24 protein-coding genes are annotated in these 24,016 nt (G+C 72.6%); 6 read left to right on the top strand and 18 right to left on the bottom strand.

The features are described from left to right. Nucleotides 1–701: alpha/beta hydrolase (locus tag C3489_RS34710; RefSeq protein WP_374936801.1), on the bottom strand; the 701-nt coding region annotated here is incomplete at its 3' end. A 101-nt stretch (nucleotides 702–802) separates the two neighbouring features. Here C3489_RS34710 and C3489_RS34705 point away from each other — a divergent pair. Continuing rightward, nucleotides 803–1,078, top strand: coding sequence for a hypothetical protein (locus tag C3489_RS34705; RefSeq protein ID WP_103786112.1), 276 nt, complete (start codon nucleotides 803–805; stop codon nucleotides 1,076–1,078). Nucleotides 1,079–1,112: 34 nt separating this feature from the next. Here the strand turns inward: C3489_RS34705 and C3489_RS34700 are convergent, their stop codons facing one another. The 5 genes from C3489_RS34700 to glnA all read right to left on the bottom strand — a co-directional run bounded on the left by C3489_RS34700 (nucleotide 1,113) and on the right by glnA (nucleotide 5,710). Beyond that, nucleotides 1,113–1,697, bottom strand: coding sequence for a hypothetical protein (locus tag C3489_RS34700; RefSeq protein WP_103786111.1), 585 nt, complete (start codon nucleotides 1,695–1,697; stop codon nucleotides 1,113–1,115). A gap of 2 nt (nucleotides 1,698–1,699) precedes the next feature. Next, nucleotides 1,700–2,620, bottom strand: a complete 921-nt coding sequence (gene htpX, locus C3489_RS34695) for a zinc metalloprotease HtpX (protein WP_103786110.1) — start codon at nucleotides 2,618–2,620, stop codon at nucleotides 1,700–1,702. Nucleotides 2,621–2,716: 96 nt separating this feature from the next. Next, complete coding sequence (locus tag C3489_RS34690; RefSeq protein WP_103786109.1) at nucleotides 2,717–3,919, bottom strand: hypothetical protein; 1,203 nt, start codon at nucleotides 3,917–3,919, stop codon at nucleotides 2,717–2,719. Between the two features lies 1 nt (nucleotide 3,920). After that, nucleotides 3,921–4,178: a hypothetical protein gene (locus tag C3489_RS34685; RefSeq protein WP_103786108.1), complete on the bottom strand. Its 258-nt coding sequence runs from the start codon at nucleotides 4,176–4,178 to the stop codon at nucleotides 3,921–3,923. 122 nt (nucleotides 4,179–4,300) lie between these two features. Next, the gene (glnA, locus tag C3489_RS34680) at nucleotides 4,301–5,710 is read right to left on the bottom strand and encodes a type I glutamate--ammonia ligase (protein WP_103786107.1); all 1,410 of its coding nucleotides are present in this window, start codon (nucleotides 5,708–5,710) and stop codon (nucleotides 4,301–4,303) included. 210 nt (nucleotides 5,711–5,920) lie between these two features. On the opposite strand from glnA, the gene C3489_RS34675 reads away from it, so the two are divergent. Then, a complete protein-coding gene (locus C3489_RS34675; RefSeq protein WP_103786106.1) occupies nucleotides 5,921–6,388 on the top strand; it encodes an RDD family protein in 468 nt (155 codons plus the stop codon). Between the two features lie 97 nt (nucleotides 6,389–6,485). On the opposite strand, the gene C3489_RS34670 is transcribed toward C3489_RS34675, so the two are convergent. The 4 genes from C3489_RS34670 to lipB form a co-directional block, all read right to left on the bottom strand. Beyond that, nucleotides 6,486–7,187 (bottom strand): DUF4191 domain-containing protein, encoded by a 702-nt coding sequence (locus C3489_RS34670; RefSeq protein WP_103786105.1) that lies wholly within the window; start codon nucleotides 7,185–7,187, stop codon nucleotides 6,486–6,488. Between the two features lie 69 nt (nucleotides 7,188–7,256). Beyond that, complete coding sequence (locus C3489_RS34665) at nucleotides 7,257–7,457, bottom strand: hypothetical protein (protein WP_103786104.1); 201 nt, start codon at nucleotides 7,455–7,457, stop codon at nucleotides 7,257–7,259. Between the two features lie 244 nt (nucleotides 7,458–7,701). Further along, complete coding sequence (gene lipA, locus C3489_RS34660; protein WP_103786103.1) at nucleotides 7,702–8,667, bottom strand: lipoyl synthase; 966 nt, start codon at nucleotides 8,665–8,667, stop codon at nucleotides 7,702–7,704. A gap of 73 nt (nucleotides 8,668–8,740) precedes the next feature. After that, entirely contained in the window at nucleotides 8,741–9,538 is a 798-nt protein-coding gene (gene lipB, locus C3489_RS34655) for a lipoyl(octanoyl) transferase LipB (protein ID WP_103786102.1), read from the bottom strand. Nucleotides 9,539–9,771: 233 nt separating this feature from the next. Between lipB and C3489_RS34650 the strand changes: the two genes are divergently transcribed. After that, the gene (locus C3489_RS34650) at nucleotides 9,772–11,208 is read left to right on the top strand and encodes a regulator (RefSeq protein WP_103786101.1); all 1,437 of its coding nucleotides are present in this window, start codon (nucleotides 9,772–9,774) and stop codon (nucleotides 11,206–11,208) included. A gap of 102 nt (nucleotides 11,209–11,310) precedes the next feature. Here C3489_RS34650 and C3489_RS34645 read toward each other — a convergent pair whose 3' ends face one another. Together C3489_RS34645 and C3489_RS34640 are read right to left on the bottom strand one after the other, a co-directional pair. Next, a complete protein-coding gene (locus tag C3489_RS34645; protein WP_103786100.1) occupies nucleotides 11,311–12,684 on the bottom strand; it encodes an NAD(P)/FAD-dependent oxidoreductase in 1,374 nt (457 codons plus the stop codon). 172 nt (nucleotides 12,685–12,856) lie between these two features. Beyond that, nucleotides 12,857–13,744, bottom strand: coding sequence for a TIGR01777 family oxidoreductase (locus C3489_RS34640; RefSeq protein ID WP_103786099.1), 888 nt, complete (start codon nucleotides 13,742–13,744; stop codon nucleotides 12,857–12,859). A 71-nt stretch (nucleotides 13,745–13,815) separates the two neighbouring features. Between C3489_RS34640 and C3489_RS34635 the strand changes: the two genes are divergently transcribed. Continuing rightward, the gene (locus C3489_RS34635) at nucleotides 13,816–14,313 is read left to right on the top strand and encodes a GNAT family N-acetyltransferase (RefSeq protein WP_103786098.1); all 498 of its coding nucleotides are present in this window, start codon (nucleotides 13,816–13,818) and stop codon (nucleotides 14,311–14,313) included. 16 nt (nucleotides 14,314–14,329) lie between these two features. Here the strand turns inward: C3489_RS34635 and C3489_RS34630 are convergent, their stop codons facing one another. After that, complete coding sequence (locus C3489_RS34630) at nucleotides 14,330–15,514, bottom strand: MarP family serine protease (protein WP_103786097.1); 1,185 nt, start codon at nucleotides 15,512–15,514, stop codon at nucleotides 14,330–14,332. 174 nt (nucleotides 15,515–15,688) lie between these two features. On the opposite strand from C3489_RS34630, the gene C3489_RS34625 reads away from it, so the two are divergent. Beyond that, nucleotides 15,689–16,585: a peptidoglycan recognition protein gene (locus C3489_RS34625; RefSeq protein ID WP_258055080.1), complete on the top strand. Its 897-nt coding sequence runs from the start codon at nucleotides 15,689–15,691 to the stop codon at nucleotides 16,583–16,585. Between the two features lie 10 nt (nucleotides 16,586–16,595). Then, entirely contained in the window at nucleotides 16,596–17,075 is a 480-nt protein-coding gene (locus C3489_RS34620) for a GNAT family N-acetyltransferase (protein ID WP_103786095.1), read from the top strand. A 17-nt stretch (nucleotides 17,076–17,092) separates the two neighbouring features. Here C3489_RS34620 and C3489_RS34615 read toward each other — a convergent pair whose 3' ends face one another. The 5 genes from C3489_RS34615 to sucB all read right to left on the bottom strand — a co-directional run. Beyond that, nucleotides 17,093–17,611 (bottom strand): DUF4240 domain-containing protein, encoded by a 519-nt coding sequence (locus C3489_RS34615; protein WP_103786094.1) that lies wholly within the window; start codon nucleotides 17,609–17,611, stop codon nucleotides 17,093–17,095. Between the two features lie 320 nt (nucleotides 17,612–17,931). Next, complete coding sequence (locus tag C3489_RS34610) at nucleotides 17,932–18,933, bottom strand: YafY family protein (RefSeq protein WP_103786093.1); 1,002 nt, start codon at nucleotides 18,931–18,933, stop codon at nucleotides 17,932–17,934. A gap of 79 nt (nucleotides 18,934–19,012) precedes the next feature. Continuing rightward, entirely contained in the window at nucleotides 19,013–21,715 is a 2,703-nt protein-coding gene (gene aceE, locus C3489_RS34605; RefSeq protein WP_103786092.1) for a pyruvate dehydrogenase (acetyl-transferring), homodimeric type, read from the bottom strand. A gap of 348 nt (nucleotides 21,716–22,063) precedes the next feature. Further along, nucleotides 22,064–22,687, bottom strand: a complete 624-nt coding sequence (locus C3489_RS34600; protein WP_103786091.1) for a GntR family transcriptional regulator — start codon at nucleotides 22,685–22,687, stop codon at nucleotides 22,064–22,066. Nucleotides 22,688–22,997: 310 nt separating this feature from the next. Beyond that, nucleotides 22,998–24,016: 2-oxoglutarate dehydrogenase, E2 component, dihydrolipoamide succinyltransferase (gene sucB / locus C3489_RS34595; protein WP_103786090.1), on the bottom strand; the 1,019-nt coding region annotated here is incomplete at its 5' end.

The following is a 24,016-nucleotide window of genomic DNA, read 5'->3' as shown; positions in this document are numbered from 1 at the left end:
AGCACGGCCGTCACGAACGCCCGCCGGTCCTCGGGGTGGTCGCGCAGCCACATCCCCAGATGGTGGTCGGCCTCGGGCAGTTCGAGGCGGGTGTACTGGGCCCGGACGGTGAGCGCGTCCTGCACCGCCTCCGTCACGGCCGGCGGGATCACCGCGTCGGTGCCGGGCACCGCCAGCACGGCCCGGCCGTCGTAGGAGCGCAGCGCGTCCAGCGCCCGTGAGGTGCGCCAGCTGTCCGGCGTACGGATGATCGTGCTGAAGCGGCCCTCGCCGTTGCCGAAGGGGACGTCCCACGCCTCGGGCGCGTACACGGCGGGCGCGCACAGGCCGAGCGCGACGACCCGCTGCCCGTAGTGCGCCACGAGGTCGGCCACGGTCTGCCCGCTCATGCTGAACCCGGTCAGCACCAGCGGGCCGTCCGGGGCGCAGGCGTCGATCACCGCCACGGCCTGCTCGAAGCGGCGTCTGAGGCTGAGCTGCCGCAGCGTGCCGGTGCTGCCGCCGTGCCCGGAGAAGTCGAAGGCCAGCACCCGGCAGCCATGGGCGGCGAACTCGCGGGCCAGCGGCAGCAGCCGCTCCTTGCTGCCGGCGCCGGCGCCGTGCAGCAGCACCGCGGTCGGGCCGTCGCCGGCGCCGCCGTACACCCCGCTGAGGCGCTCGCCGCCGACTGCGTACGTGAAGGGAGCCACGGACTCGGTCATGCGCCCCATTCACTCACACACCCCACGTCCCCCACACCGCCCCAACTCCCGTGACCGAAAAGCGGATGCGTCCCTCACGGCGCTCTCCCTACGCTTTTCGCATGGGCACCATCGTCATGGCCGCCACCGCGGTCCTGGTGGTCCTGGGCTTCTCCGACCCTGTCTGGTGGCTCGCCGCCGTCGCCCTGCTCTACCTGTACGTGCGGTACGGGCGGGACGCGTCCTCGGCGTCGAGCGGCACGCCTCCGGCGTCCGCGGGCTCCCCGCCCGCCACCTACCAGGCGTACAAGGCCCGACGGGACCAGCAGGCCAAGTGGGAGCGCCGCTACCGCCGCGAGCGCCCCTTCGAGGCTCGCCGTCAGGAAAGCACGAAGTAACCGATCCCCGTACGACGGCGGTCGCCCCCGGGCCTCACAGCCCCGGGGCGCCCCACAACGGGAACCAGCGCCCGAGATCCTGCTCGATCCGCAGGTCGTTGCCGAGGACCGCCCTGATCTGCAGCTCCAGGGCGTTGTCCCGGCGCTCGGCCGGGCCGGGCAGCGGCGCGAAGGGGTAGAACGTGCCCCGCTTGTACAGGTACACCAGCGCCAGCCGGCGGTCGCGGTCGTCGCGGAAGCCGGCCAGCGAGCACAGCAGCTGCGGGCCGAAGCCGTTGACCTCCATGGAGCTGTTCACCGCGTGCAGATCGCCCACGAGCTGGGGCAGCTCGCCGGGGGAGCGGCGCGAGACCAGCCAGGAGTATCCGTAGGCGTCCTGGGTGAGCTCGACCGGCGGCCCGGTGCGGTCGGTGTCGGCGTCCAGCAGGGCCTGCACCTCCCGGTGCGTCTGCTCGAACGCCGAGCCCTCGACCGTGGCGAAGCACACCGCGCCCTGCCCGGTCGGCGTGAACGAGGCCGCGGCCTCCAGCGTCACCGCCGCCGACGGCAGCGCGAACAGCTGGTCAAGATCGGGCGCGACCGGCTTCGTACGGCCGAGCAGGATGTCCAGCAGGCCCATGCTCAGGTCGTCCTTCCGGGTGCCTGCGCCTCACCCAGCTCGGTGGAGATCCGGCCCAGCTGCTCCAGCCGCTGCTGGAGCGTGGGGTGGGTGGAGAAGTACCGCTCGATGCCGGGCTCGGAGCCGGTCGCCGGGGTGAAGTAGAAGGCGTTGAAGGCCTGGGCGGTGCGCAGGTCCTTGGTCGGGATGCGGGCGATGTCCCCGGAGACCTTCGTCAGCGCCGACGCCAGCGCCGAGGGCCGCCCGGTCAGCAGCGCGGCGGCGCGGTCCGCGGCCAGCTCCCGGTACCGGGACAGGGCCCTGATGAGCAGGAAACTGATCGCGTACACGGTCGCGGCGACGCCGATCACCGCGGCGAAGACGGCGGCGGTGTTCTGGTCCCGGCGTCCCCCGCCGAGCACCTGCGAGTAGAAGGCGAACCGCACGATCAGCCCGGCGATCACCCCGAGGAACGAGGCGACGGTGATCACGGCCACGTCCTTGTGCGCCACGTGCGACAGCTCGTGCGCCAGCACCCCCTCCAGCTCCGCCGGCTCCAGCCGGCGCAGCAGCCCGGTGGTCACGCAGACCACGGCATGGTCGGGATTGCGCCCGGTCGCGAACGCGTTCGGCATGTCCATCTCGGACACGGCGACCACCGGCTTGGGCATGTCGGCGATCGCGCACAGCCGGTCGACGACCGCGTGCAGCTCGGGATACTCCTCGCGCTCCACGACCCGCCCGTGCATGGCGAACATGGCGATCTTGTCGGAGAACCAGAACTGCGCCACGGCCATCGCCCCGACCAGGACGACGACCAGCACCCACGACCTGAGCAGCACGATCAACGCGGCCACGAACGCCACGTACAGCAGCCCCAGCAGGAACAGCGTGACCGACATCCGCACGGTCAGCCGCCGGTCACCGGCAAAGCGACTCTGCATCTCGCATCACCCCGCAGCAAGGCACTCGCCCCCCTGCCAGTGTGCACCCACGCACTCCCATGAACGGCTCCCGAACGTCCCCAGGCTGGGCAAAAGTCACGGCGGGCCGTACGCGTCCAGCAGCCGCCTGGCCGCGACCTTCGTGGCCGTGGGCCGCTCCGGGGCGAGCAAGCCGGTCAGCCAAGCGGCGTCCAGGGACCGCGCCGAGGGCAGCAGGGCACGCGTGACCTCCCGCACGACACCGGCCGCCGGGTCCTCCAGCAGTGGCCACAGACGTCGTACGTCCACGTCGAGCACCCGTAGCCCGGCCACGGCCTGGGCACGCACCCGCGGGTCGGGATGGTCGACGAGCGGCCACAGCAGACCCGCGTCGGCCCGCTCCCCGCACTCCGCGAGCCCGATCACCGCGCCCGGCGGCAGTGCGTCCGGTGCGGCACACCGACGTCGGTACCACTGCGGCGGCTCGCCGCCGTGCTGGCGTACTACATACCGGGCGCAGGCCCGCACCAGGGCCGACCGGTCGGCGAGGAAATCCTCGGCACGCTCCGGACGCCCCGCACGCCGCAGCGCGGTGACCCCGCTCGCCCGGGCGTGCGGATTGCGGGCCGCGAGCAGCGGGGCGAGGACGTCGTCGACGGTCCCGCGGCCCTCCGCCACGGCGGCCAGTGCGGCGTCGGAGCACAAACGCTGGACGACGACGTCATCGTCCCGGGCGGCCGTGCCGGCCAGTTCGGCCGCGGACAGCAGACGGGCGTCGACGGCTAGCCGATGGGTGAAACGGCGTACGGCGCGGTCGGCGTGGCCGAGCAGCGGGGCCAGCCGTGCCACGGGTGCCGCCCGCAGCACCTCGTCGAGCAGCCCGACGGCGTGGCCGCCCCGGCCCCGGCGGCCGACCAGCAGGATCAGCGGGGCGAGGGACACCGCGGTGTCGAGGTCGAGGGCGAGGCGCAGCAGCGTCCGAGCCCGCTCGCGCACCGGTTCCGCCCAGTCGGCGGCGCGGATCACCACCAGAGGCAGCAGAGCGGGACGGCCGTCCGCCCGGCCCAGGGCCTGCTGACGTACGCGGCCGTCAAGGTGGCAGAGGGCCAGGGCGAGCCGGGGATCGTCGAGGACGCCCGGATCAGCGAGCCAGGTCGTGTACTCCCGGCGCGGCAGGCCGGCGGACCACTGGGTTCGCCGCACCCCGGCGTCGAGCGCGAGCCAGGCCCGTGGATCGTCCACATCGAGCGCGTCCGGCAGCGGCGTTCCGTCGACCAGCCGCGCCGTCGCCGCATCGCCGGCGGCAGCGGGATCCCTCATCTCAGCGCATGGCCTGCATCTGGGCCCAGCCCAGCAGCACGATCACCGCGAGGACGCAGCCGAAGACCATCGCCGTCGACGTCCACGCGGAGCGGCGCGGGCGGACGGGGTCCGGGTCGGCGCGGAACGGGGCCGGGTCCGGTGGGTTGTCCTTCCAGCGCGCGGCCAGCATGCGGGCGCGGGCCGAGGGCTCCTTGTGCTCGGCCGCGTTCGCCCAGCGGTGGTCGAACTCCCCGTTGAAGTCGTCGAGTTCGGGCATGGGAAACACCCCCCGTGTCATGTCCTCGCCCGCATGGTACAGACGACGGCGCCCCCGCCTCCCGGGAGGGGGAGGCGGGGGCGCCGGACGGACTCACACGCCGCTCGCGCGGCGTGGGCCGGTCACACGTCGAAGTAGAGCTCGAACTCGTGCGGGTGCGGGCGCAGCTGCAGCGGGGCGATCTCGTTGGTGCGCTTGAAGTCGATCCACGTCTCGATCAGGTCGGACGTGAACACGTCGCCCTGGAGGAGGAACTCGTGGTCGGCCTCCAGGCGGTCGAGGACCGCGCCGAGGGAGGTCGGGACCTGGGCGACGTTCGCGTGCTCCTCGGGAGCCAGCTCGTACAGGTCCTTGTCGATCGGCTCGGCCGGCTCGATCTTGTTCTTGATGCCGTCCAGGCCCGCGAGGAGCAGGGCCGAGAAGGCCAGGTACGGGTTGCCGGAGGAGTCGGGCGCGCGGAACTCGACGCGCTTGGCCTTCGGGTTCGAGCCGGTGATCGGGATGCGCATCGCGGCGGAGCGGTTGCGCTGCGAGTACACCAGGTTGATCGGGGCCTCGAAGCCCGGCACCAGGCGGTGGTAGGAGTTCACCGTCGGGTTGGTGAAGGCCAGCAGCGACGGGGCGTGCTTGAGGATGCCGCCGATGTAGTAGCGGGCGGTGTCCGACAGGCCCGCGTAGCCGGCCTCGTCGTAGAACAGCGGGTCGCCGTTGGACCACAGCGACTGGTGCACGTGCATGCCCGAGCCGTTGTCACCGAAGATCGGCTTCGGCATGAAGGTCGCGGTCTTGCCGTTGCGCCACGCCACGTTCTTCACGATGTACTTGAAGAGCTGGAGGTCGTCCGCGGCGGCGAGCAGCGTGTTGAACTTGTAGTTGATCTCCGCCTGGCCGGCCGTGCCCACCTCGTGGTGCTGGCGCTCGACCTGCAGGCCGGCCTTGGCCAGCTCCAGGGAGATCTCGGCGCGCAGGTCGGCGAAGTGGTCGACCGGCGGGACCGGGAAGTAGCCGCCCTTGTAGCGGACCTTGTACCCGCGGTTGTCCTCCAGGGCGCCGGTGTTCCAGGCGCCGGCCTCGGAGTCGATGTGGTAGAAGGACTCGTTCTCCGAGGTCTTGAAGCGCACGGAGTCGAAGACGTAGAACTCGGCCTCGGGGCCGAAGTACGCCGTGTCGGCGATACCGGTCGACGCCAGGTACGCCTCGGCCTTCTTCGCCACGTTGCGCGGGTCACGGGAGTACTGCTCGCCCGTGATCGGGTCGTGGATGAAGAAGTTGATGTTGAGCGTCTTGTCCCGGCGGAACGGGTCGACACGGGCGGTCGACAGGTCGGCGCGCAGCGCCATGTCGGACTCGTGGATGGCCTGGAAACCGCGGATCGACGAACCGTCGAACGCCAGCTCCTCGTCGGGGTCGAACGCCTCGACGGGCAGCGAGAAGTGCTGCATCACGCCCGGCAGGTCGCAGAAGCGGACGTCGATGAACTTGACGTCCTCGTCCGCGATGAACTTCTTGGCCTCGTCGGCGTTCTGGAACATCCAGCTCCTCCTACTCCCGACCGCCTCGCCGGGGGTGGTTGATCGGTCGTGCGGCCAGTGCGGTGGCACACGCTCCACTCGACCCTAGGGACGGGTGATTTCTCGGGCGTGACCCATTTGTTTCGCCGAAGTTAACCGGCACCGCATCCAGGCTAGCCCCGACACACCCCGCGGTGCCCCGGTGAAATACGGGCGCAGTACCGTGTACGGGTGGACAACAGGCAAGCAATCGGATCGTGGCTGTCCGGGCCCCGCGCGGCCCTGGAGGACGCCGGTGCGGACTTCGGTTACCGGGGCGAGCAGCTCGGCCTGCCTGAGAGCGGGCCGAACTCGCTGGCCCGGCCGGGCCGCCGGCTCGGCGCCCTGGCCGTCGACTGGGGCCTGAGCGTCCTGATCGCATACGGCCTGATCACCGACGGCTACACGCAGAGCACCAGCAACTGGGCCTTGCTGGTCTTCTTCGTCCTGAGCGTCCTCACCGTCGGTACGGTGGGTTGCACCCCCGGAAAGCGTCTGTTCCGCATCCGGGTGCTCGCCCTGGAGACCGGCACGGTCAACCCGGCACGCGCCCTGCTGCGCTCGGTGCTGCTGTGCCTGGCGATCCCGGCCCTGATCTGGGACCGCGACGGACGCGGTCTGCACGACCGGCTGGCCAGGACCGTGGAGGTGCGGTTCTAGCCCACGCGGCGATACGACGAACCCACGCGGCGATACGACGACGAAGGGGGCGCCCGGGATCACCGGGCGCCCCCTTCGTCGTATACAGGAGCGGAGTTCAGCGGCCCTTGGGGCCGCCCTTCGGGAGCCGCATGCCCTTCGGCATCGGGCCCTTCGGCAGCGGCATGTTGCTCATCAGGTCGCCCAGGGCGCGCAGCCGGTCGTTGGTCGCGGTGACCTGCGGGCCGGTCAGCACGCGCGGGAACTTCAGCATGGTGGTGCGCAGCTTCTTCAGCTCGACCTGGCCCTCGCCGGTGCCCACGATGACGTCGTGCACGGGCACGTCCGCCACGATGCGGTTCATCTTCTTCTTCTCGGCCGCCAGCAGCGTCTTCACCCGGTTCGGGTTGCCCTCGGCCACCAGCACGATGCCGGCCTTGCCGACGGCGCGGTGCACCACGTCCTGGTTGCGGTTCATCGCCACGGCGGGGGTCGTGGTCCAGCCCCGGCCGATGTTGTCCAGGACGGCCGCGGCGGCGCCGGGCTGGCCCTCCATCTGACCGAAGGCGGCCCGCTCGGCCCGGCGGCCGAACACGATCGCCGTCGCGAGGAAGGCCAGCAGCAGGCCCAGGATGCCGAGATAGATGGGGTGACCGATCAAGAAACCGATCGCGAGGAAGACACCGAAGGTGATGATGCCGACAGCCGCGAGTACCAGACCGATCTTCTTGTCGGCCCGACGGGTCATCTTGTACGTGAGGGCGATCTGCTTCAGTCGCCCTGCGTTCGCAGCGTCCGCTGCGTTTTCCTTCCTCGCCATGCCACGAAGTCTACGTGGCCCGGGAAGCGGCTACGACGGCAGTGCCCGGTGGCCGCGGTGGAGGGCCGGTCAGGGGTGGGCGGTCGGGGGCTGCCGCAGGACGCGCTCGGCCTCGACCCGGTCCTTGGCCCGGCGGCGGTCCTCCAGGACGGACGTCCAGGCGTTACGGCGGGCGGTGCGCTGGCCGCCGCTCATCAGCAGCGACTCCACGGCGCGCAGGGCGTCGGTGAAGGACGGGATGGCGGTGGCGCGTACGGGCGCGGCCTGCATCGTCGAGGTCCCCCCTCGGGATGGGTGTACGGGGCGTGATACCAGGGTCACTGTTTGGTGTTACCAGGGCGTGTCCGACCGGTCAAACGGACATGAAACCTTGATGCGCCGCGTGCGAACGCCGACGCGGCCCCGACGCGTGTCCTCATCTGCGAGGACGGTCGGGACCGCGCTGAACCGGTCGCTACTGGTCAGTAGTAACTTGTGCGTGAATTCACACGGTTGGCTCTCGGGCCTGCCGCGCTCACACCGCCTGCGTGGCGACGAACTCGCCGCGCTTCTCGATGGCCATCTGGTAGAGGCGGCCGGCGCGGTAGGAGGAGCGGACCAGCGGGCCGGACATCACACCGGAGAAGCCGATCTGCTCGGCCTCCTCCTTCAGCTCCACGAACTCCTGCGGCTTCACCCAGCGCTCCACCGGGTGGTGGCGCACGGAGGGACGCAGGTACTGGGTGATGGTGACCAGCTCGCAGCCGGCGTCGTGCAGCTGCTTGAGCGCCTCGCTGACCTCCTCGCGGGTCTCGCCCATGCCGAGGATCAGGTTGGACTTGGTGACCAGGCCGAAGTCGCGGGCCTCGGTGATGACCTTCAGCGAGCGCTCGTAGCGGAAGCCGGGGCGGATGCGCTTGAAGATCCGCGGCACCGTCTCGACGTTGTGCGCGAAGACCTCGGGACGGGAGCCGAAGACCTCCGCCAGCTGCTCCGGCACGGCGTTGAAGTCGGGGGCCAGCAGCTCGACCTTGGTGCGGCCGCCCTCGCGGCCCGCGGTCTGCTGGTGGATCTGGCGCACGGTCTCGGCGTACAGCCAGGCGCCGCCGTCCTCCAGGTCGTCGCGGGCGACGCCGGTGATCGTGGCGTAGTTCAGGTCCATCGTGACCACGGACTCGCCGACGCGGCGCGGCTCGTCCCGGTCCAGGGCCTCGGGCTTGCCGGTGTCGATCTGGCAGAAGTCGCAGCGCCGGGTGCACTGGTCGCCGCCGATGAGGAAGGTCGCCTCGCGGTCCTCCCAGCACTCGTAGATGTTGGGGCAGCCGGCTTCCTGGCAGACCGTGTGCAGGCCCTCGCTCTTCACGAGGTTCTGCATCTTGGAGTACTCGGGGCCCATTTTCGCCCGGGTCTTGATCCACTCGGGCTTGCGCTCGATGGGGGTCTGGCTGTTGCGGACCTCCAAGCGCAGCATCTTGCGTCCGTCGGGTGCGACTGCGGACACGACCGGCTCCCTAGCGATTGATTCTTCGGCGTCCTCAAGGGTACGCCCGTGGATTTGCATGTCCGGTGCCGCGTCAGGCCGCGGACGTCTCGACCGGGCGCGGCTTCAGGTCCGCGTTCTCCAGTACGTCCTTCAGGTGCCGCTCGGCGACGGGCAGCACTTCTTCGATGGTGACCTCGCGGCCGAGTTCGTACGAGAGCGACGTCACGCCCGCGTCGCGGATGCCACACGGGATGATCTTGTCGAAGTTGGAGGTGTCCGGGTTCACGTTCAGGGCGAAGCCGTGCATGGTGACGCCCTTGGCGACGCGGACGCCCATGGCGCAGATCTTGCGGTCCTCGCGGCGCTGGCCCGCGTTCGACGGGGCGTATTCGGGGCCGTTCAGGCGCGGGTCGAACTCCGGGTCGGTGCTGCGCGGATCGAAGTCGAGCGTGAGCCCGCCGACGGCGGGGCGCTGCTCGACCGGGTCGCCCAGCACCCAGACACCGGCCCGGCCCTCGACGCGGGAGGTCTCGATGCCGAACTCGGCGCACACCCGGATCATGGCCTCTTCCAGCCGGCGCAGGTGGGCGACCACGTCCACCGGGCGGGGCAGCTTCTGGATCGGGTAGCCGACCAGCTGGCCCGGACCGTGCCAGGTGATCTTGCCGCCCCGGTCCACGTCGATCACGGGGGTGCCGTCGAGCGGGCGCTCCTCGGGCGCGGTGCGGCGGCCCGCGGTGTACACCGGCGGGTGCTCCAGGAGCAGGCACGTGTCGGGCACCTCGTCCGCGAACCGGGCGGCGTGCACACGGCGTTGCTCGTCCCAGGCGATCTGGTAGTCGACCATGTCCGCGCCGAACCCCATCCGGACGAACCGCAGCTCACTCACGGCAAGCGCCTCCTCGAAGTCGTAAGGCATGAAACGCGCCCACGCCACTGTACGACTGCCTCCGGCGCGTCAGCCCTGCGGGCAATCCTCACACGATCGGATGAATGGGGGTCGAAGGATGCGATCACCTGCTTACGCTCCGCTACATTCGCGCCGTCCAAGAGGCCATAAGGGCTGCTCACAGGCAATCCGGGCACCTCAACAGGCCTGGAAGGCAGGAGACCGCACCGCAGATGACGGAACGACCCGCGCAGCGCACCCCCAACCGACAGCTCGCCGCGCTCATCGCAGAAGCGGGGTTCTCCAACGCAGGTCTCGCCCGTCGAGTCGACCAGCTCGGGCTCGAACACGGGCTGGACCTCAGATACGACAAGACGTCCGTCACCCGCTGGCTGCGCGGGCAGCAGCCGCGCGGGACGACCCCGGCGCTGATCGCCGAGGTGTTCACCCGGCGGCTCGGTCGCCGGCTCACGGCCCAGGATCTCGGTCTGGACGCGTGCGCCCCCGTGTACGCCGGGCTGGAGTTCGCCGCGACACCCGACGAGGCGATCGACATCGTCAGCGGGCTGTGGCGCAAGGACTCCGGCAACCACGCCGAGCTGCGGAAGATCGCGTTCACCCCGGCCGGGCTGGTGGTGCCGAGCCGGGACTGGCTGATCGGGCGGTCCGACGACAAGGTCGCCCGCGGAGAGCCGCCGGTACGGGTGCCGGCGCAGGGGCGGCCGGTGGTGCCGCAGCAGCGGGTGCTGGGGGAGCGGCCGCCCGCCGTGCGGGTCTCCGGCGGGGACATCGCGGCGCTGCGCTCCGTCGCCGAGCTGTTCCGCACGCTGGACGACACCTACGGGGGCGGGCACGCCCGGCAGGCGCTGGTGCGCTATCTGGAGCACGAGTGCGAGCCGATGTTGCGCGGGGTGTACGGGGAGCAGACCGGGCGCCGGCTGTTCGCCGCGGCCGCCGACCTCACCCGGCTCGCGGGGTGGACGTCGTACGACATCGCCGCGCACGGGCTCGCCCAGCGGTACTTCGTGCAGGCGCTGCGGCTCGCGCAGGCCGCGGGGGACCGGGCCTACGGGGCGTATGTGCTGGTGACGATGAGCCGGCAGGCCGTGTACCTCGGCCACGGGCGCGAGGCCGTACAGCTGGCGCGGGTGGCGCAGCAGGGGGTGGGCACGGCGGTGCCGCCGGCGGTGCAGGCCCTGCTGCACGCGGCGGAGGCACGGGGGCACGGGGTGCTGGGGGAGGTGCGCTCCTGCACCGCGTCCCTGGTGCGCGCCGAGCGGGCGCTGGAGGCGGCGCGGGCCGGGGACGAGGTGCCGCACTGGGCGCGGTTCTTCGACGAGGCACAGCTGGCCGACGAGTTCGGGCACTGCCACCGGGATCTGCAGCAGTTCCGGGCGGCGGCGCAGCATGCGGAGCGGTCGTTGCAGTTGCGGGGGGCCGGGTATGCGCGCAGCCGGCTGTTCTGCACGGTGGTGCTGGCGACGGCGCGGCTGGGGCTGGGTGAGCTGGACCAGGCGTGCCGGCTGGCCTCGGAGGCCGCGGCTCAGGCGGCGGAGATGCGGTCGGTGCGGGCGGTGGAGTACGTCCGCGATTTCGAGCGCCGCCTGGAGCCGTATCGGGATGCTGCGCCTGTGCGGAGTTATCGGGAGCGGGTGGGGGTGCTGGGGTAGTCGGGCGGGTGGGTGTGGGTGCGTGGTGGCTGGTCGCGCCCGCGCGGCGGAGCCGCATGGTGAACACGGCCCCGCGCCCCTGGGTTGGCTGCAGTCGCCCCCCTACGCCGCCCTCGGCAGCGTCGCCGTGGGGTCTGCGCTGTGCAGGGAGCCTGCCATGCCCAGGTCTGTCAGGAGGGCTGTGGTCGCTCGGTGGGCCGAGTGGAGGGCGCCCTGGACCGTGCTCGTGTCCCGGTGGTCGCCGCAGACGTAGAGCCCTGCCAGCAGCCGCACCGGTTTGCGCAGGTCGTGCGGCGGGCGCATGGCCGGGACCGCCTCCGTCGTGTGGTGGACGGCCAGCGTCTCCCAGCGCGCCGTCGACGTGCCGTAGAGGCGGGCGAGGTGGAGGCGGACCTCCGTGTCGACGTCCGCCGGCGGGGGGCCGAGGACCGTCGAGGAGATCAGCGCCCGGCCGGCCGGCGCGCGCGCCGGGTCCACCCGGCTGATCACGGCCGTGTGGGCCACCGGGCCGCCCCGGTCTGCGTCCAGGAGCAGGGCCGCGCCGGTCTGCGGCGGATCGTCGGTCGTGTGGTGGACCACCGTCACCGGGTGGAAGTCCGGCACCCGCAGGCCGGGCAGCAGCTCGGCGGCGCCCCGGGCGTCCGTGGCCACCAGGACCGCGCGGCAGCGGAACACCCCGTGCTCGGCGGTCGTCACCGAGGTGGTGGCGACCGATGTGACGCGCACGCCCGTGTGCACGGTGCCCGGCGGCAGGGTGCGGGCCAGGAGTTCCGGCAGGACGTCCGCGCCGCCCTCCGGCAGGCACAGCCGCCCGGCCGCGTACGCCCGCAGCGCCAGGTCGGCGCAGCGGCTGGACGTGGTCAGCTCCGGGTCGCACAGCAGGGCGGCCAGGAGCGGGCGCAGGAACCCCTCGACGGTGCGGGCGGGCAGGCCGCGCGCGGCGAGCGAGAGGCCGGCCTGTGTCTCCGGGCGGGTGAGGAGCCGTTCCACGGGGAGGTTCGCCAGCCGGGCCAGAGCGCCGCCCAGCCGGGCCTGGTCGACCGGAGTGCCCAGCGGGGCGCTCGCGCGTGCCCGGGGGGCGGCCGACGGCGTACGCGGCGCGCTCTTCAGAGCGCGTACTACGTGGAGTGCGCCACGCGCCCCCCGTGCGCCCCCTGTGCTGCGCGCGCCCCCGCCGCCCGCGTGGTGATGCCGGCCGTCGCTGTGCAGCAGGACCCCGGGGGCGAACGGACGCAGCGCGAGGGCGTCCAGGCCGGGGCTCAGGCGTAGTTCGGGATACGCCGTGGACAGCAGCTGGCCGACCCGGTCGAGCCGGAAGCCGTCGACCTTCTCCGTCGCCATGCGGCCGCCCACGCAGGGGGCGGCCTCCAGTACCGCGGTGGTCACTCCTGCGCTGGTCAGCCGATGTGCTGCCGAGAGACCGGCGACCCCGGCTCCCACGACGACGACGTCTGCCTGGTACGCGGGCTCAAGCACGTGCCCCTCCTCGACGTTGCGCGGCCGGTGGAGACGTCATGCCCCCAACGGGCGTCCGGGATACCCGAGTTCGGGTCGAGGTTAGGGCCGCGGTCGGTCAAGTTCAGTCGCGCATGGACAGGGCATGGGCGCACGTCGGTCGCATACGGTCACATCCGCCACCGGCCCCTTCTCACGCCGCGCGGATCGCGTCCTCGATGCCCGGAAAGGCGAAGGCGAAGCCCGAGCGCAGCAGACGGGTGGGGACGACGCGCGCACTGCCCAGCACGTCGCCCGCCATCTCGCCCAGCACCAGCCGCAGCGCCGCCGCCGGGACGGGGAGGAGCGCCGGGCGGTGCAGGACCCGGGCCATGGCCTCGGTGATCTGAGCGTTCGTCAGCGGCTCGGGCGCGGTGAGGTTGAACGGACCCGACAGGTCCTCACGGTCCATCAGGTGCCGGATCGCCGCCACCTCGTCGTGCAGCGCGATGTACGACCAGTACTGCCGGCCGTCGCCCAGCCGGCCGCCGAGGCCCGCGCGGAACAAGGGGAACAGACGGCCCCACGCGCCACCCGACCGTGCCACCACCAGGCCCGTGCGCACCAGGACCGTCCGCACCCCCGCCGCGCGCCCCGGGTCGGCCGCGGCCTCCCACTCCACGCACAGCTCGGGCAAAAAGCCGCTGCCGGGCGGCGCGTCCTCGTCCACCGGCCGCTCGCCCGTCTCGCCGTAGATGCCCACCGCGCTGCCGTTCACGAACACCCGCGGCGGTGTCGTGAGGGACGCCACCGCCCGGGCGAGCGTGCGTGTGCCCTCGACGCGGCTCGAACGGATCCGTGCCTTGTATGCCTCGCTCCAGCGGCGGTCGCCGATCCCCGCCCCGGCGAGATTGACCACGGCGTCGCAGCCCTCCAGCCCCGCCGTGTCGACGAACGAGCGGTCCGGGTCCCACCGGATCTCCTGCGCGTGCTGTGGCTCCCGGCGCACCAGGCGCACCACCTGGTGCCCCTCCGCCGTCAGGGAGCGGGTCAGGGCGCTGCCGATGAGGCCGGACGCGCCGGCCACCGCGATGCGTTGCATGATCCCATCCTGTTCGCACATGACATAAAACGCCGGTGAGGTAGGTGCCCTCGCCACGTAAGGTGACCCGCATGTCCGAGCCGTACCCGTCATTCATACGTACCGCCCGACCCGAGGACGCGGACGCGCTGCGCCGGCTGGATCTGGCCGTCTGGTCCTACCAGCACGCCGTCTCGCCGCCTCCCGCCCCGGACGCGCCCTTCTTCCGGGAGGACGCCGGGCCGGACGACCATCTGGTCGCCGAGCTCGACGGCCGGGTCGTCGGCTACATCCGCCTGGGAACGCCCACCCCGCTCGCCTCCAACGCGCACGTGCGCTTCGTCCGCGGCCTCGCCGTCGCCGAGGAGGCCCGCGGCAAGGGCGTCGGCCGGGCCCTGCTGCGGGCGGCCGTGGACGAGGCCCGCGCGAAGGGGTTCCGGCGGATCACCCTGCGGGTGCTCGGGCACAACGCGCGGGCCCGGGCGCTGTACGAGTCGGAGGGATTCGTCGTCGAGGGCGTGCAGCCGGAGGAGTTCTTCCTGGACGGCGCCTACGTCGACGACGTGCTGATGGGCAGGCGGCTGGGCTGAGCGCGCCGGTGCGCGGTCACGAGGTGACCAGACTGCCCGTGTCCACCTCCCGCGTCGCGTCCGCCGCCCGCTGCGCGTCGTCGGACACCTCGGCCGCCGTCAGGACGTAGCCCGTCTCGTCGTCCGAGGTGGAGCGGGCGAAGACCACGCCGAACACCCGCCCGTCGGTGGTCAGCAGCGGGCCGCCGGAGTTGCCCGGGCGGACCGTCGAGCGGATCGAGTAGATCTCGCGGGTGACGGTGGCGTCGTTGTAGATGTTCCGGCCGGTCGCCCGCACGCGGTTCGCCACCGTCGCGGCCTGCAGGTCCAGATCGCCGTCCTGCGGATAGCCGGCCACCACCGCCGGCTCGCCGCGGTGCGCGCCGTCGTCGAACCGCAGCACCGGCGCCCCGAGCTCGGGCACGTACAGCACCGCCACGTCCCGCTCCGGGTCGAACAGCACGACCCGGGCGTCGTACGACCGGCCGACGCCGCCCACCCGCACGCTCGGGCGGTCGATGCCGGCCACGACGTGCGCGTTGGTCATCACATGCCGGGGCGCGTACACGAAGCCGCTGCCCTCGCGGCCCTGGGTGCCCGAGGCGCCCTCGATCTTGACCGTGCTGCGCTGGGCCGCGTCCGTGGCGGCCGCCGTGACGCTGTCCCCGGTGGGCCGGGGCACCTGGGCCGTCGACTCGTTCTCGAACGGGTTGAACACCTGCGGGAAGCCCGCCTCGGTGAGCGCCGACGTGGCCCGCGAGAACCACGCCGGTGTGGTGTCCGGCATCGCCTGCTGCACCGCCCCGAGCAGCCGCGAGTCGCGTATCGCACTGGTCAGCACGGGCGAGGACGACGCGCCGAGCACGCTCGCGGCCACCCAGGCCACGATCAGCACGGCGAGCGCGTTGGCGGCCGCCCCGCCCACGCCGTCGGCCACCCTGAGCGGACCCCGGTCCAGCTCCCGCCGCAGCCGCAGCGCGAGCCGCCCCGCCAGCTCGTGACCCGCCACCGCCGGCAGCAGCACCGTGAACACCGCGGTGACCGTCGCCCCCGTCGTGCCCGGCGTCACCAGGTCCATCACCCACGGCAGGATCCACACGCCGACCGCCGCGCCGCCCACGAACCCGGCGAGCGAGACGCAGCCGGCCACCAGCCCGCGCCGGTAGCCGGAGCCCGCGTACGCCAGGATCACCAGCAGCAGCACGATGTCGAGCAGGTCCACGAAGCCGCCTTTCTCTCGCCCCTGGATACGCGCGCCGAGGGCCGGATGATCAGCCACCCGCCGAACCGGTCAGGAGTGCCGTTACCTCGGAAAACGTCCCGGACCGGGACGATGGTTCCACCAGGTGGCACAGCACACGTCGCGGGCGCGGCGCGACGCCCCGACAGTGGGAGCATGCGTGTCGTGCGAAGAGCGCGGAGGGCCGGCCGGGCCCGGCGTGGCGCCCGGACGCCCGCCGTCGCGCGGATCCCCGGCTCCGCCCCGCGGATACCCCGCCCCGCCCCGCGGATACCCCGCCCGGTCCTCGCCGCGGCCGCCTGCCTGCCGGGCCTGGCCGCCGCCGTGGCCCTCGTGCTGTGCGCGACCGGGGTGGAGCGCGCCGTCACCCCCACCGGCCCCGGCGCGCTGCCGCTCGCCGCCCGTCCCGCGCCGCACACCGCGCCCCGGCCGCGGATCGTGCCGCGGACGGTCTGGTTCGGCGGCACCCGGACCGCCCAGCCGCCCCCGCGCTACGACGACCAGGTCGTCGCCGTCTTCGTCCACCACACCGACACGCCGAACGCCTACGACTGCGCCGACACCCCCCGCATCATCCGCGACCTGTACACGGGCCAGACCGCCGCCCGCGACTGGGACGACATCGGCTACAACTTCCTCGTCGACCGCTGCGGCACCGTCTACGAGGGCCGCGCCGGCGGCGTCGACCGCCCGGTCACCGGCGCCCACACCCAGGGCTTCAACCACCGCACCGCCGGCATCGCCGCCATCGGCACCTTCACCGGCGGGACCTCGGTGCCGCGCGCCCTGACCGACGCCATCGCCGCCGTGGTCGCCTGGAAACTCGGCCCGGCCGGTGTCGACCCGCGCGGCACCGCCCGCCTCACCTCCAGCAACGGCGGCAGCCGCTACCCGCGCGGCGCCGCCGCCCTCCTGCCCGCGGTGGCCGCCCACCGGGACGCCTACGAGACCACCTGCCCCGGTGCCGCGCTCATCGCCCGGCTGCCCGCCATCCGCGCCCAGGCGGCCCGGCTCCAGGGCCGCGACGGCCCTGCGGCGCGGGGAGCCGGATAGGGTCACTGGCATGTCCACCACCAAAGAGGCGCTGCCCGCGCCGGCTCTCGCGCTGCGTCCCGCCACCCGTGCCGACCTGCCGGCGGTGCTCGCGCTGCTCGCCGACGAGGAGCGGGTGACCGACCCCGCGACCGTCTCGGTCACCCAGGCCCACGAGCAGGCCTTCGCGGCGATCGAGGCGGACCCACGCAACGAGATGCTGGTGCTCGTGGCGGACGGGACCGTGGTGGGCTGTCTGCAGGCGACCTACATCCCCGGGCTGGGCCGGGGCGGCGCCGAGCGGGTGCTGCTGGAGGCGGTACGCGTCCGCGCCGACCGGCGTGGCGGCGGACTGGGGCGGGCCCTGCTGGCCGGCGCGCTCGACCGGGCACGCGCGCGTGGCTGCGCGCTCGCCCAGCTGACCAGCAACAAGCGGCGCGAGGACGCCCACCGCTTCTACACCGGCCTGGGCTTCGCCCGCAGCCACGACGGCTTCAAGCTCGCCCTCTGACCCCGCTCACCGCACGCTCACTCGCGGAAGCGGTACCAGAGCTTCGGGTACCGCTCGGCCAGCGCGGCCTCGTTCTCGAAGTCGACGGGCGTGCCCTCCGGTTCCGCCGGGGCGGGCGGGATGCCCAGATCGGGGGCGACGGTGCCGGTGAGCTGTTCGTAGGCCTCGTCGGCGGCGTAGCCGAGTTCCTCGCCGTCGCCGTCGATCTCCTCGTCGAAGTCGTCGAGGAGGTCGGCGAGCGCGTCCGGGTCGTGCAGGGCGCCCTCGAAGACGTGCCGGCCCTGGCCGATCAGCCAGCAGCGGAAGAAGTCGAAGGCGTCGTCGCTGGCCCCGTCCAGCAGCACCCAGGCGGCTCCCCACAGGTCCCAGCGGTAGGCGCGGTTGTAGCGGACCTCGAAGTGACGGGCGAAGTCGAGCACCGACTCCGGGTCCTGGCGGACCAGCCGTTCGACGAGCAGGTCCGCCTGTTCCTCGGGGTCGCCCTCGGCGGCCTCGCGAGTGGCGTCCACCAGCTCCCAGAACTCCGTCTCGTCCATCACGGGTCCAGCATCCTGCCTCGGGGACGGTGACGCACGCGGAGTGCGGCGGATCGCCGCCGCGGCCGGCGGCCCGCGGCCTCGCCGACCGGCGGCCCGCGTCAGCGCCGTCGGCGGTCCGCGTGGTGCCGACGGCTGCCGGTGTCCTGGCCGTCGGTGGTCCTGGTGAGCGCTGGCGACTGCCTGTGGTGCCCTGGCCGTCGCTGGTCCGCCTCACCGCCGGTGGCGGCCCGCATCCGCCGTCGGCGGCCCCCGTCACCGCGCCCTCGGCGCCCGCATCCGCCCTCGGCGGCCGGCGTCAGCGCCGTCGGCGGCCCGCGTCACCGCCGGCGGCCGTCCGTCTCCTCGCCCTCGGCGTACAGCCGTGCCAGTCGTGTCGCGTCGGTCGCGATGCGGGTGCGCAGGGTGTGCGGTGCCAGTACCTCCGCCTCCGGGCCGAGGGCTGTCAGCTGGGTGTGTGCGACCTCCTCGGACTCCACCGGCAGCGTCACCGTCACCCAGCCCTCGCCGTCCGGTTCCCCGGCCGCCGCCAGCGCCTCCCGCGCGGACAGGGTGTCCACGGCCCAGCGCAGGCGGCGCACGCCCTCGGGGGACAGCCGCAGCACGACCTCGGTGCGCAGCAGCGAGCGGGCGAACCGCTCGGAGTGCTCCGCCCAGAAGGCGGGCAGGTCGAAGTCCTCGTCCCGGCGGAAGCGCTCGTCGCCGGGCTCGACGGCGGTGAACCGGTCGATGCGGTACGTGCGGTACGCGCCGTCGCGCGGCACCCGGGCGCACAGATACCAGACGCCCGCCTTCAGGATCAGCCCGTACGGCTCCAGGACCCGCTCCACCTCACGCTCCCCGCGCCGGTAGCGGGCCGTGACGCAGCGGTCGTCCCACACCGCCTCCGCGACCACCGGCAGCAACGGCGGCGTCGGCGGCTCCCGGAACCAGGCCGGCGCGTCCAGATGGAACCGCTGCGCCGCCGTGCGCGACGCGTCCCGCAGCGAGGGCAGCAGCGCGGCCGACACCTTCAGCCGGGCCGCCGACGCCGCGTCCTCCAGCCCCATCTCCCTGAGCGCCCCCGGCACCCCGGACAGGAACAGCGCCTCCGCCTCACTGCGGGCCAGCCCGGTCAGCCGGGTGCGGTACCCGCCGATCAGCCGGTAGCCGCCGGCCCGGCCCCGGTCGGCGTACACCGGGACCCCCGCCTCGCTCAGCGCCTGCGCGTCCCGGGTCACCGTCCGCTCCGACACCTCCAGCTCCCGCGCCAGCTCGGCGGCGGTCATGGAGGGCCGGGACTGCAGCAGCAGCACCATCTTGATCAGCCGGGCAGCACGCATACGGCCATCATGCCGGGGCCCACCGACAGCGAAGGGGCACGGCGGCCGCCGTACCCCTTCACCTCAAGCCGGTCCGTGCTTACAGGCCGTACTTCTCGCGGGCTTCCTTCACCGCCGTGGCCTTGACCTCGCCGCCCTTGGCGAGCTGGGCCAGCGCCGCGACGACGATCGACTCGGCGTCGACACCGAAGTGGCGGCGGGCGGCCTCACGGGTGTCCGACAGACCGAAGCCGTCGGCGCCCAGCGAGGAGTAGTCCTGCTCGACCCACTGCGCGATCTGGTCCGGGACCTGGCGCATGTAGTCGGAGACGGCCAGCACCGGGCCCTCGGCGCCCTGCAGCGCCTGGCGGACGTACGGCACCCGCTCCTCGCCGCGCAGCAGCGCCGCGTCGGCCTCCATCGCGTCCCGGCGCAGCTCCGTCCAGGAGGTCGCGGACCACACGTCGGCGGCCACGCCCCACTCCTCGGCCAGCAGCTGCTGCGCCTTGAGCGCCCAGTGGATCGCGGTGCCGGAGCCCAGCAGCTGGATGCGCGGGGCGTTGGCCGGGACGGTCACGCCCGCGGACTCCGCCGTGTTGAAGCGGTACAGGCCCTTGACGATGCCCTCGTCGATGCCGAGGCCCTGCGGCTTCGCCGGCTGCGGCAGCGGCTCGTTGTAGACCGTCAGGTAGTAGAAGACGTTCTGGTCCTCGCCCGGCTTGGCCTCGCCGTACATCCGGCGCAGACCCTCACGGACGATCACCGCGACCTCGTAGGCGAAGGCGGGGTCGTAGGTGAGCGCGGCCGGGTTGGTCGCGGCGATCATCGGCGAGTGGCCGTCGGCGTGCTGCAGGCCCTCACCGGTCAGCGTGGTGCGGCCTGCCGTGGCGCCGACCAGGAAGCCGCGGCCGAGCTGGTCGCCGAGCTGCCACATCTGGTCGGCGGTGCGCTGCCAGCCGAACATCGAGTAGAAGATGTAGAACGGGATCATCGCCTCGCCGTGCGTCGCGTACGACGACGAAGCGGCGATGAAGTCGGCCATGGAGCCGGCCTCGGTGATCCCCTCGTTGAGGATCTGGCCGTTCTTGGCCTCCTTGTAGTACATCAGCTGGTCGCGGTCGACCGGCTCGTACGTCTGGCCCTTGGGCGAGTAGATGCCCAGCGACGGGAAGAGCGACTCCATGCCGAAGGTGCGCGCCTCGTCGGGGACGATCGGCACCCAGCGCTTGCCGGTCTCCTTGTCGCGGACCAGGTCCTTGACCAGGCGGACGAAGGCCATCGTGGTGGCCACGTTCTGCGAGCCGGAGCCCTTGTCGAAGGAGGCGAACGCCTTCTCGGCCGGGGCCGGCAGCGGCGCGACCGGGTGGACGCGGCGGGCCGGGGCCGGGCCGCCGAGCGCCGCGCGGCGCTCCTGCAGGTAGCGGACCTCGGGGGAGTCGGCGCCCGGGTGGCCGTAGGGGACCACGCCGTCGACGAAGTCGCTGTCCTTGATCGGCAGGTCGAGCAGGTCGCGCATCGCCTTGAACTCGTCCACCGACAGCTTCTTCATCTGGTGGTTGGCGTTCTTCGACGCGAAGCCCTCGCCGAGGGTGTGGCCCTTGACCGTCTGGGCCAGGATCACGGTCGGGGCGCCCTTGTGCTCGACGGCGGCCTTGTACGCGGCGTAGACCTTGCGGGCCTCGTGACCGCCGCGGGAGAGGTGGAAGCACTCCAGGATCTTGTCGTCGCTGAGCAGCTTCGCCATCTCCGCCAGCGCCGGGTCCTTGCCGAAGAAGTCCTCGCGGATGTAGGCGGCGTCGCGGGTCTGGTACGTCTGGACCTGCGCGTCCGGTACCTCGCGCAGCCGGCGTACCAGCGCGCCGGTGGTGTCGAGCTGGAACAGCTCGTCCCAGGCGGTGCCCCACAGCGTCTTGATCACGTTCCAGCCGGCGCCGCGGAACTGGGCCTCCAGCTCCTGCACGATCTTGAAGTTGGCGCGGACCGGGCCGTCCAGGCGCTGCAGGTTGCAGTTGATGACGAAGGTGAGGTTGTCCAGACCCTCACGGGAGGCGAGCGCCAGAGCCGCCGTCGACTCGGGCTCGTCCATCTCGCCGTCGCCCAGGAAGGCCCAGACGTGGGAGGCGGAGACGTCCTTGATGCCGCGGTTGGTCAGGTAGCGGTTGAAGCGCGCCTGGTAGATCGCCGACAGCGGGCCGAGGCCCATGGAGACGGTGGGGAACTCCCACAGCCAGGGCAGCCGGCGCGGGTGCGGGTAGGACGGCAGGCCGTTGCCGCCGGCCTCCTGGCGGAAGTTGTCCAGCTGCGCCTCGTTCAGGCGGCCGTCCAGGAAGGCGCGGGCGTAGATGCCGGGGGAGGCGTGGCCCTGGATGTACAGCTGGTCGCCGGAGCCGTCGCCCTCCTTGCCCTTGAAGAAGTGGTTGAAGCCGGTCTCGTAGAGCCAGGCCGCGGAGGCGAAGGTGGCGATGTGGCCGCCGACGCCGTACTTCGAGCCACGGGTCACCATCGCGGCCGCGTTCCAGCGGTTCCACGCGGTGATGCGGGCCTCCAGCTCCGGGTCACCGGGCAGCGCCGGCTCCGCGGAGGTGGGGATGGTGTTGACGTAGTCCGTTTCGAGGAGCTTCGGCAGCGCGATGCCGGCGCCCTCGGCGCGCTCCAGCGTGCGGCGCATCAGGTAGGCCGCCCGGTGCGGCCCGGCCGCCTTGGCGACGGCGTCCAGGGAGGCCTGCCATTCGGCGGTCTCCTCGGGGTCGCGGTCCGGGAGCTGGTCGAGCTCGCTCGGCTGGATGGCGTTGGGGTCGGTCATGTCGCCGCCTTCCTCAGTCGAAGGGGGTTCCCTCACAAGTAAGGGTTCAGGGGTGCCCTAGGTCTTTGGCAGGACAGGGCTAGAGAACTTCGGTGGAAGTCCGTCGGCGACTGTAACTCCCTGATCGATGATCGATCAAAGGGTTGAGGGGGAAAACCTCTCGATCACGAGAAAGTCGGCACGGGGTGCCTTCGGCGATGGCACCGGGTGACGTGGATTCGCCTTGTTTTCGCAGGTGGCGGCGTTTGAGCGGGGGAGTGCTCGGGTGGTGCGGTGGTCTGCCGGGTGCGGGCCGTGTGGGGCTGGTCGGGCAGTTCCCCGCGCCCCTTCGGGGGCGGGCGACGTCCTCTATGCGCGCGGGGCGCAGCCCAGGACGTGGGCCTTCACCAGTTCGGCGATGCGGGGGTCGCGGCGCTTGAACGCCTGTACCAGCTCCTCGTGCTCCTCCGCGTACGACTGCTGGACCGTGCCCAGCCAGCGGATCGACAGGGCCGTGAAGACCTCGATCCCCAGTCCCTCCCAGGTGTGCAGCAGCACCGAGTTGTCGGCCGCGCGGACCAGCTCGCGGTGGAAGCCCACGGTGTGGCGGACCTGGGCGGTGCCGTCGGCGTTGCGGTCGGCCGCGTACAGGGCCGTGACGTGCGGCTCCAGGACCGAGCAGTCCACGGCCAGCTTCTCCGCCGCCAGCTCGGCCGCGATGGCCTCAAGACCGGCCCGGACGGGGTAGCTCTCCTCCAGGTCGGCCGCGGTCAGGTTGCGGACGCGTACGCCCTTGTTGGGGGCGGACTCGATCAGCCGGAGCGACTCCAGCTCGCGCAGCGCCTCGCGGACCGGGGTCTGGCTGACCTCCAGCTCCGTGGCGATACGGCGCTCCACGATCCGCTCGCCCGGCTGCCAGCGCCCGCTGACGATTCCCTCCACGATGTGCTCGCGGATCTGCTCGCGCAGCGAGTGGACGACGGGCGCGGTCATGAGTGCTCCTTCGGGAGGGCTGACGTTTAGACAATACGGCGGGTTCGCTCCGCGGGGAGGGGGTGTGGGGGTGTCTTTGCGCAGGTGAGACCAGGGTTACACGCCGTGGGTCGGCCGGGGGCGCCTCGGAGCTCGGTTCGTCCTGTTGTGGGGCGGCTGCGGGTTGTGGGTGGCTTGTCGCGCAGTTCCCCGCGCCCCTTCGGGGGGTGCAGGTGCCGCATACCCGCTACGCACCGTGTGCATCCAAACGCCGGTGCCCCCGCCCGGAGATTCCGGACGGGGGCACTCGACGTGCTGCGCTGAGCGGGGATTACAGGCCGAGCTCGACCTCGAACTCGCCGGCCTCCAGGATCGCCTTGACGGCGGTCAGGTAGCGCGCGGCGTCGGCGCCGTCCACCAGGCGGTGGTCGTAGGACAGGGTCAGGTAGACCATGTCGCGGACGCCGATGACCGTGCCCTCGGCGGTCTCGATGACGGCCGGACGCTTGACCGTGGCACCGATGCCGAGGATCGCGACCTGGCCCGGCGGCACGATGATCGTGTCGAAGAGCGCACCGCGCGAACCGGTGTTGGAGATGGTGAAGGTCGCGCCGGACAGCTCGTCGGGCGTGATCTTGTTGGCGCGGACCTTGCCGGCCAGCTCCGCCGTGGCCTTGGAGATGCCCGCGATGTTGAGGTCGCCGGCGTGCTTGATGACCGGGGTCATCAGGCCCTTCTCGGAGTCCACCGCGATACCGATGTTCTCGGTGTCGAAGTAGGTGATCGTGCCCTCGGCCTCGTTGATCTTGGCGTTGATGACCGGGTGGGCCTTCAGCGCCTGCGCGGCGGCCTTGACGAAGAACGGCATCGGGGAGAGCTTGACGCCCTCACGCGCGGCGAAGGAGTCCTTCGCCTGGGCGCGCAGCCGCATCAGCTTGGTCACGTCGACCTCGACCACCGAGGACAGCTGGGCCTGCTCGTGCAGGGCCTTGACCATGTTGTCGCCGATGACCTTGCGGATCCGCGGCATCTTCACGGTCTGGCCGCGCAGCGGGGAGACCTCCAGCGCCGGGGCCTTCTTGGCGGCGGCCGGGGCAGCCGCGGCCGGGGCCGGGGCGGCGGTGGCGGCCTTGGCGGCCTCGGCGGCGGCCAGGACGTCCTGCTTGCGGATACGGCCGCCGACGCCCGTGCCCTTGACCGCGCCCAGGTCGACGCCGTTCTCGGCGGCGAGCTTGCGCACCAGCGGGGTCACGTAGGCGCCCTCGTCGGTCGGCTGGGCGGCGGCCGGGGCGGCCGGCGCCGGGGTGACCGGGGCGGGGGCGGGCGCCGGAGCCGCGGGGGCGGCCGGAG

Origin of the sequence: Streptomyces sp. Ru71, from assembly GCF_002920535.1 — a bacterium.
GTDB lineage: Bacteria > Actinomycetota > Actinomycetes > Streptomycetales > Streptomycetaceae > Streptomyces.
Note: the sequence above shows the minus strand (reverse complement) of the source record. Positions and strands in the feature narration are given on the sequence as shown.

What these genes read in the sequence shown, in the direction of transcription:
- C3489_RS34705 (WP_103786112.1), top strand. Translation starts at nt 803, where the DNA reads ATGGGCACCATCGTCATGGCCGCCACCGCGGTCCTGGTGGTCCTGGGC.
- C3489_RS34700 (WP_103786111.1), bottom strand. Translation starts at nt 1,697, where the DNA reads ATGGGCCTGCTGGACATCCTGCTCGGCCGTACGAAGCCGGTCGCGCCC.
- htpX (WP_103786110.1), bottom strand. Translation starts at nt 2,620, where the DNA reads ATGCAGAGTCGCTTTGCCGGTGACCGGCGGCTGACCGTGCGGATGTCG.
- C3489_RS34690 (WP_103786109.1), bottom strand. Translation starts at nt 3,919, where the DNA reads ATGAGGGATCCCGCTGCCGCCGGCGATGCGGCGACGGCGCGGCTGGTC.
- C3489_RS34685 (WP_103786108.1), bottom strand. Translation starts at nt 4,178, where the DNA reads ATGCCCGAACTCGACGACTTCAACGGGGAGTTCGACCACCGCTGGGCG.
- glnA (WP_103786107.1), bottom strand. Translation starts at nt 5,710, where the DNA reads ATGTTCCAGAACGCCGACGAGGCCAAGAAGTTCATCGCGGACGAGGAC.
- C3489_RS34670 (WP_103786105.1), bottom strand. Translation starts at nt 7,187, where the DNA reads ATGGCGAGGAAGGAAAACGCAGCGGACGCTGCGAACGCAGGGCGACTG.
- C3489_RS34665 (WP_103786104.1), bottom strand. Translation starts at nt 7,457, where the DNA reads ATGCAGGCCGCGCCCGTACGCGCCACCGCCATCCCGTCCTTCACCGAC.
- C3489_RS34650 (WP_103786101.1), top strand. Translation starts at nt 9,772, where the DNA reads ATGACGGAACGACCCGCGCAGCGCACCCCCAACCGACAGCTCGCCGCG.
- C3489_RS34640 (WP_103786099.1), bottom strand. Translation starts at nt 13,744, where the DNA reads ATGCAACGCATCGCGGTGGCCGGCGCGTCCGGCCTCATCGGCAGCGCC.
- C3489_RS34635 (WP_103786098.1), top strand. Translation starts at nt 13,816, where the DNA reads ATGTCCGAGCCGTACCCGTCATTCATACGTACCGCCCGACCCGAGGAC.
- C3489_RS34625 (WP_258055080.1), top strand. Translation starts at nt 15,689, where the DNA reads ATGCGTGTCGTGCGAAGAGCGCGGAGGGCCGGCCGGGCCCGGCGTGGC.
- C3489_RS34620 (WP_103786095.1), top strand. Translation starts at nt 16,596, where the DNA reads ATGTCCACCACCAAAGAGGCGCTGCCCGCGCCGGCTCTCGCGCTGCGT.
- C3489_RS34615 (WP_103786094.1), bottom strand. Translation starts at nt 17,611, where the DNA reads ATGGACGAGACGGAGTTCTGGGAGCTGGTGGACGCCACTCGCGAGGCC.
- C3489_RS34610 (WP_103786093.1), bottom strand. Translation starts at nt 18,933, where the DNA reads ATGCGTGCTGCCCGGCTGATCAAGATGGTGCTGCTGCTGCAGTCCCGG.
- aceE (WP_103786092.1), bottom strand. Translation starts at nt 21,715, where the DNA reads ATGACCGACCCCAACGCCATCCAGCCGAGCGAGCTCGACCAGCTCCCG.
- C3489_RS34600 (WP_103786091.1), bottom strand. Translation starts at nt 22,687, where the DNA reads ATGACCGCGCCCGTCGTCCACTCGCTGCGCGAGCAGATCCGCGAGCAC.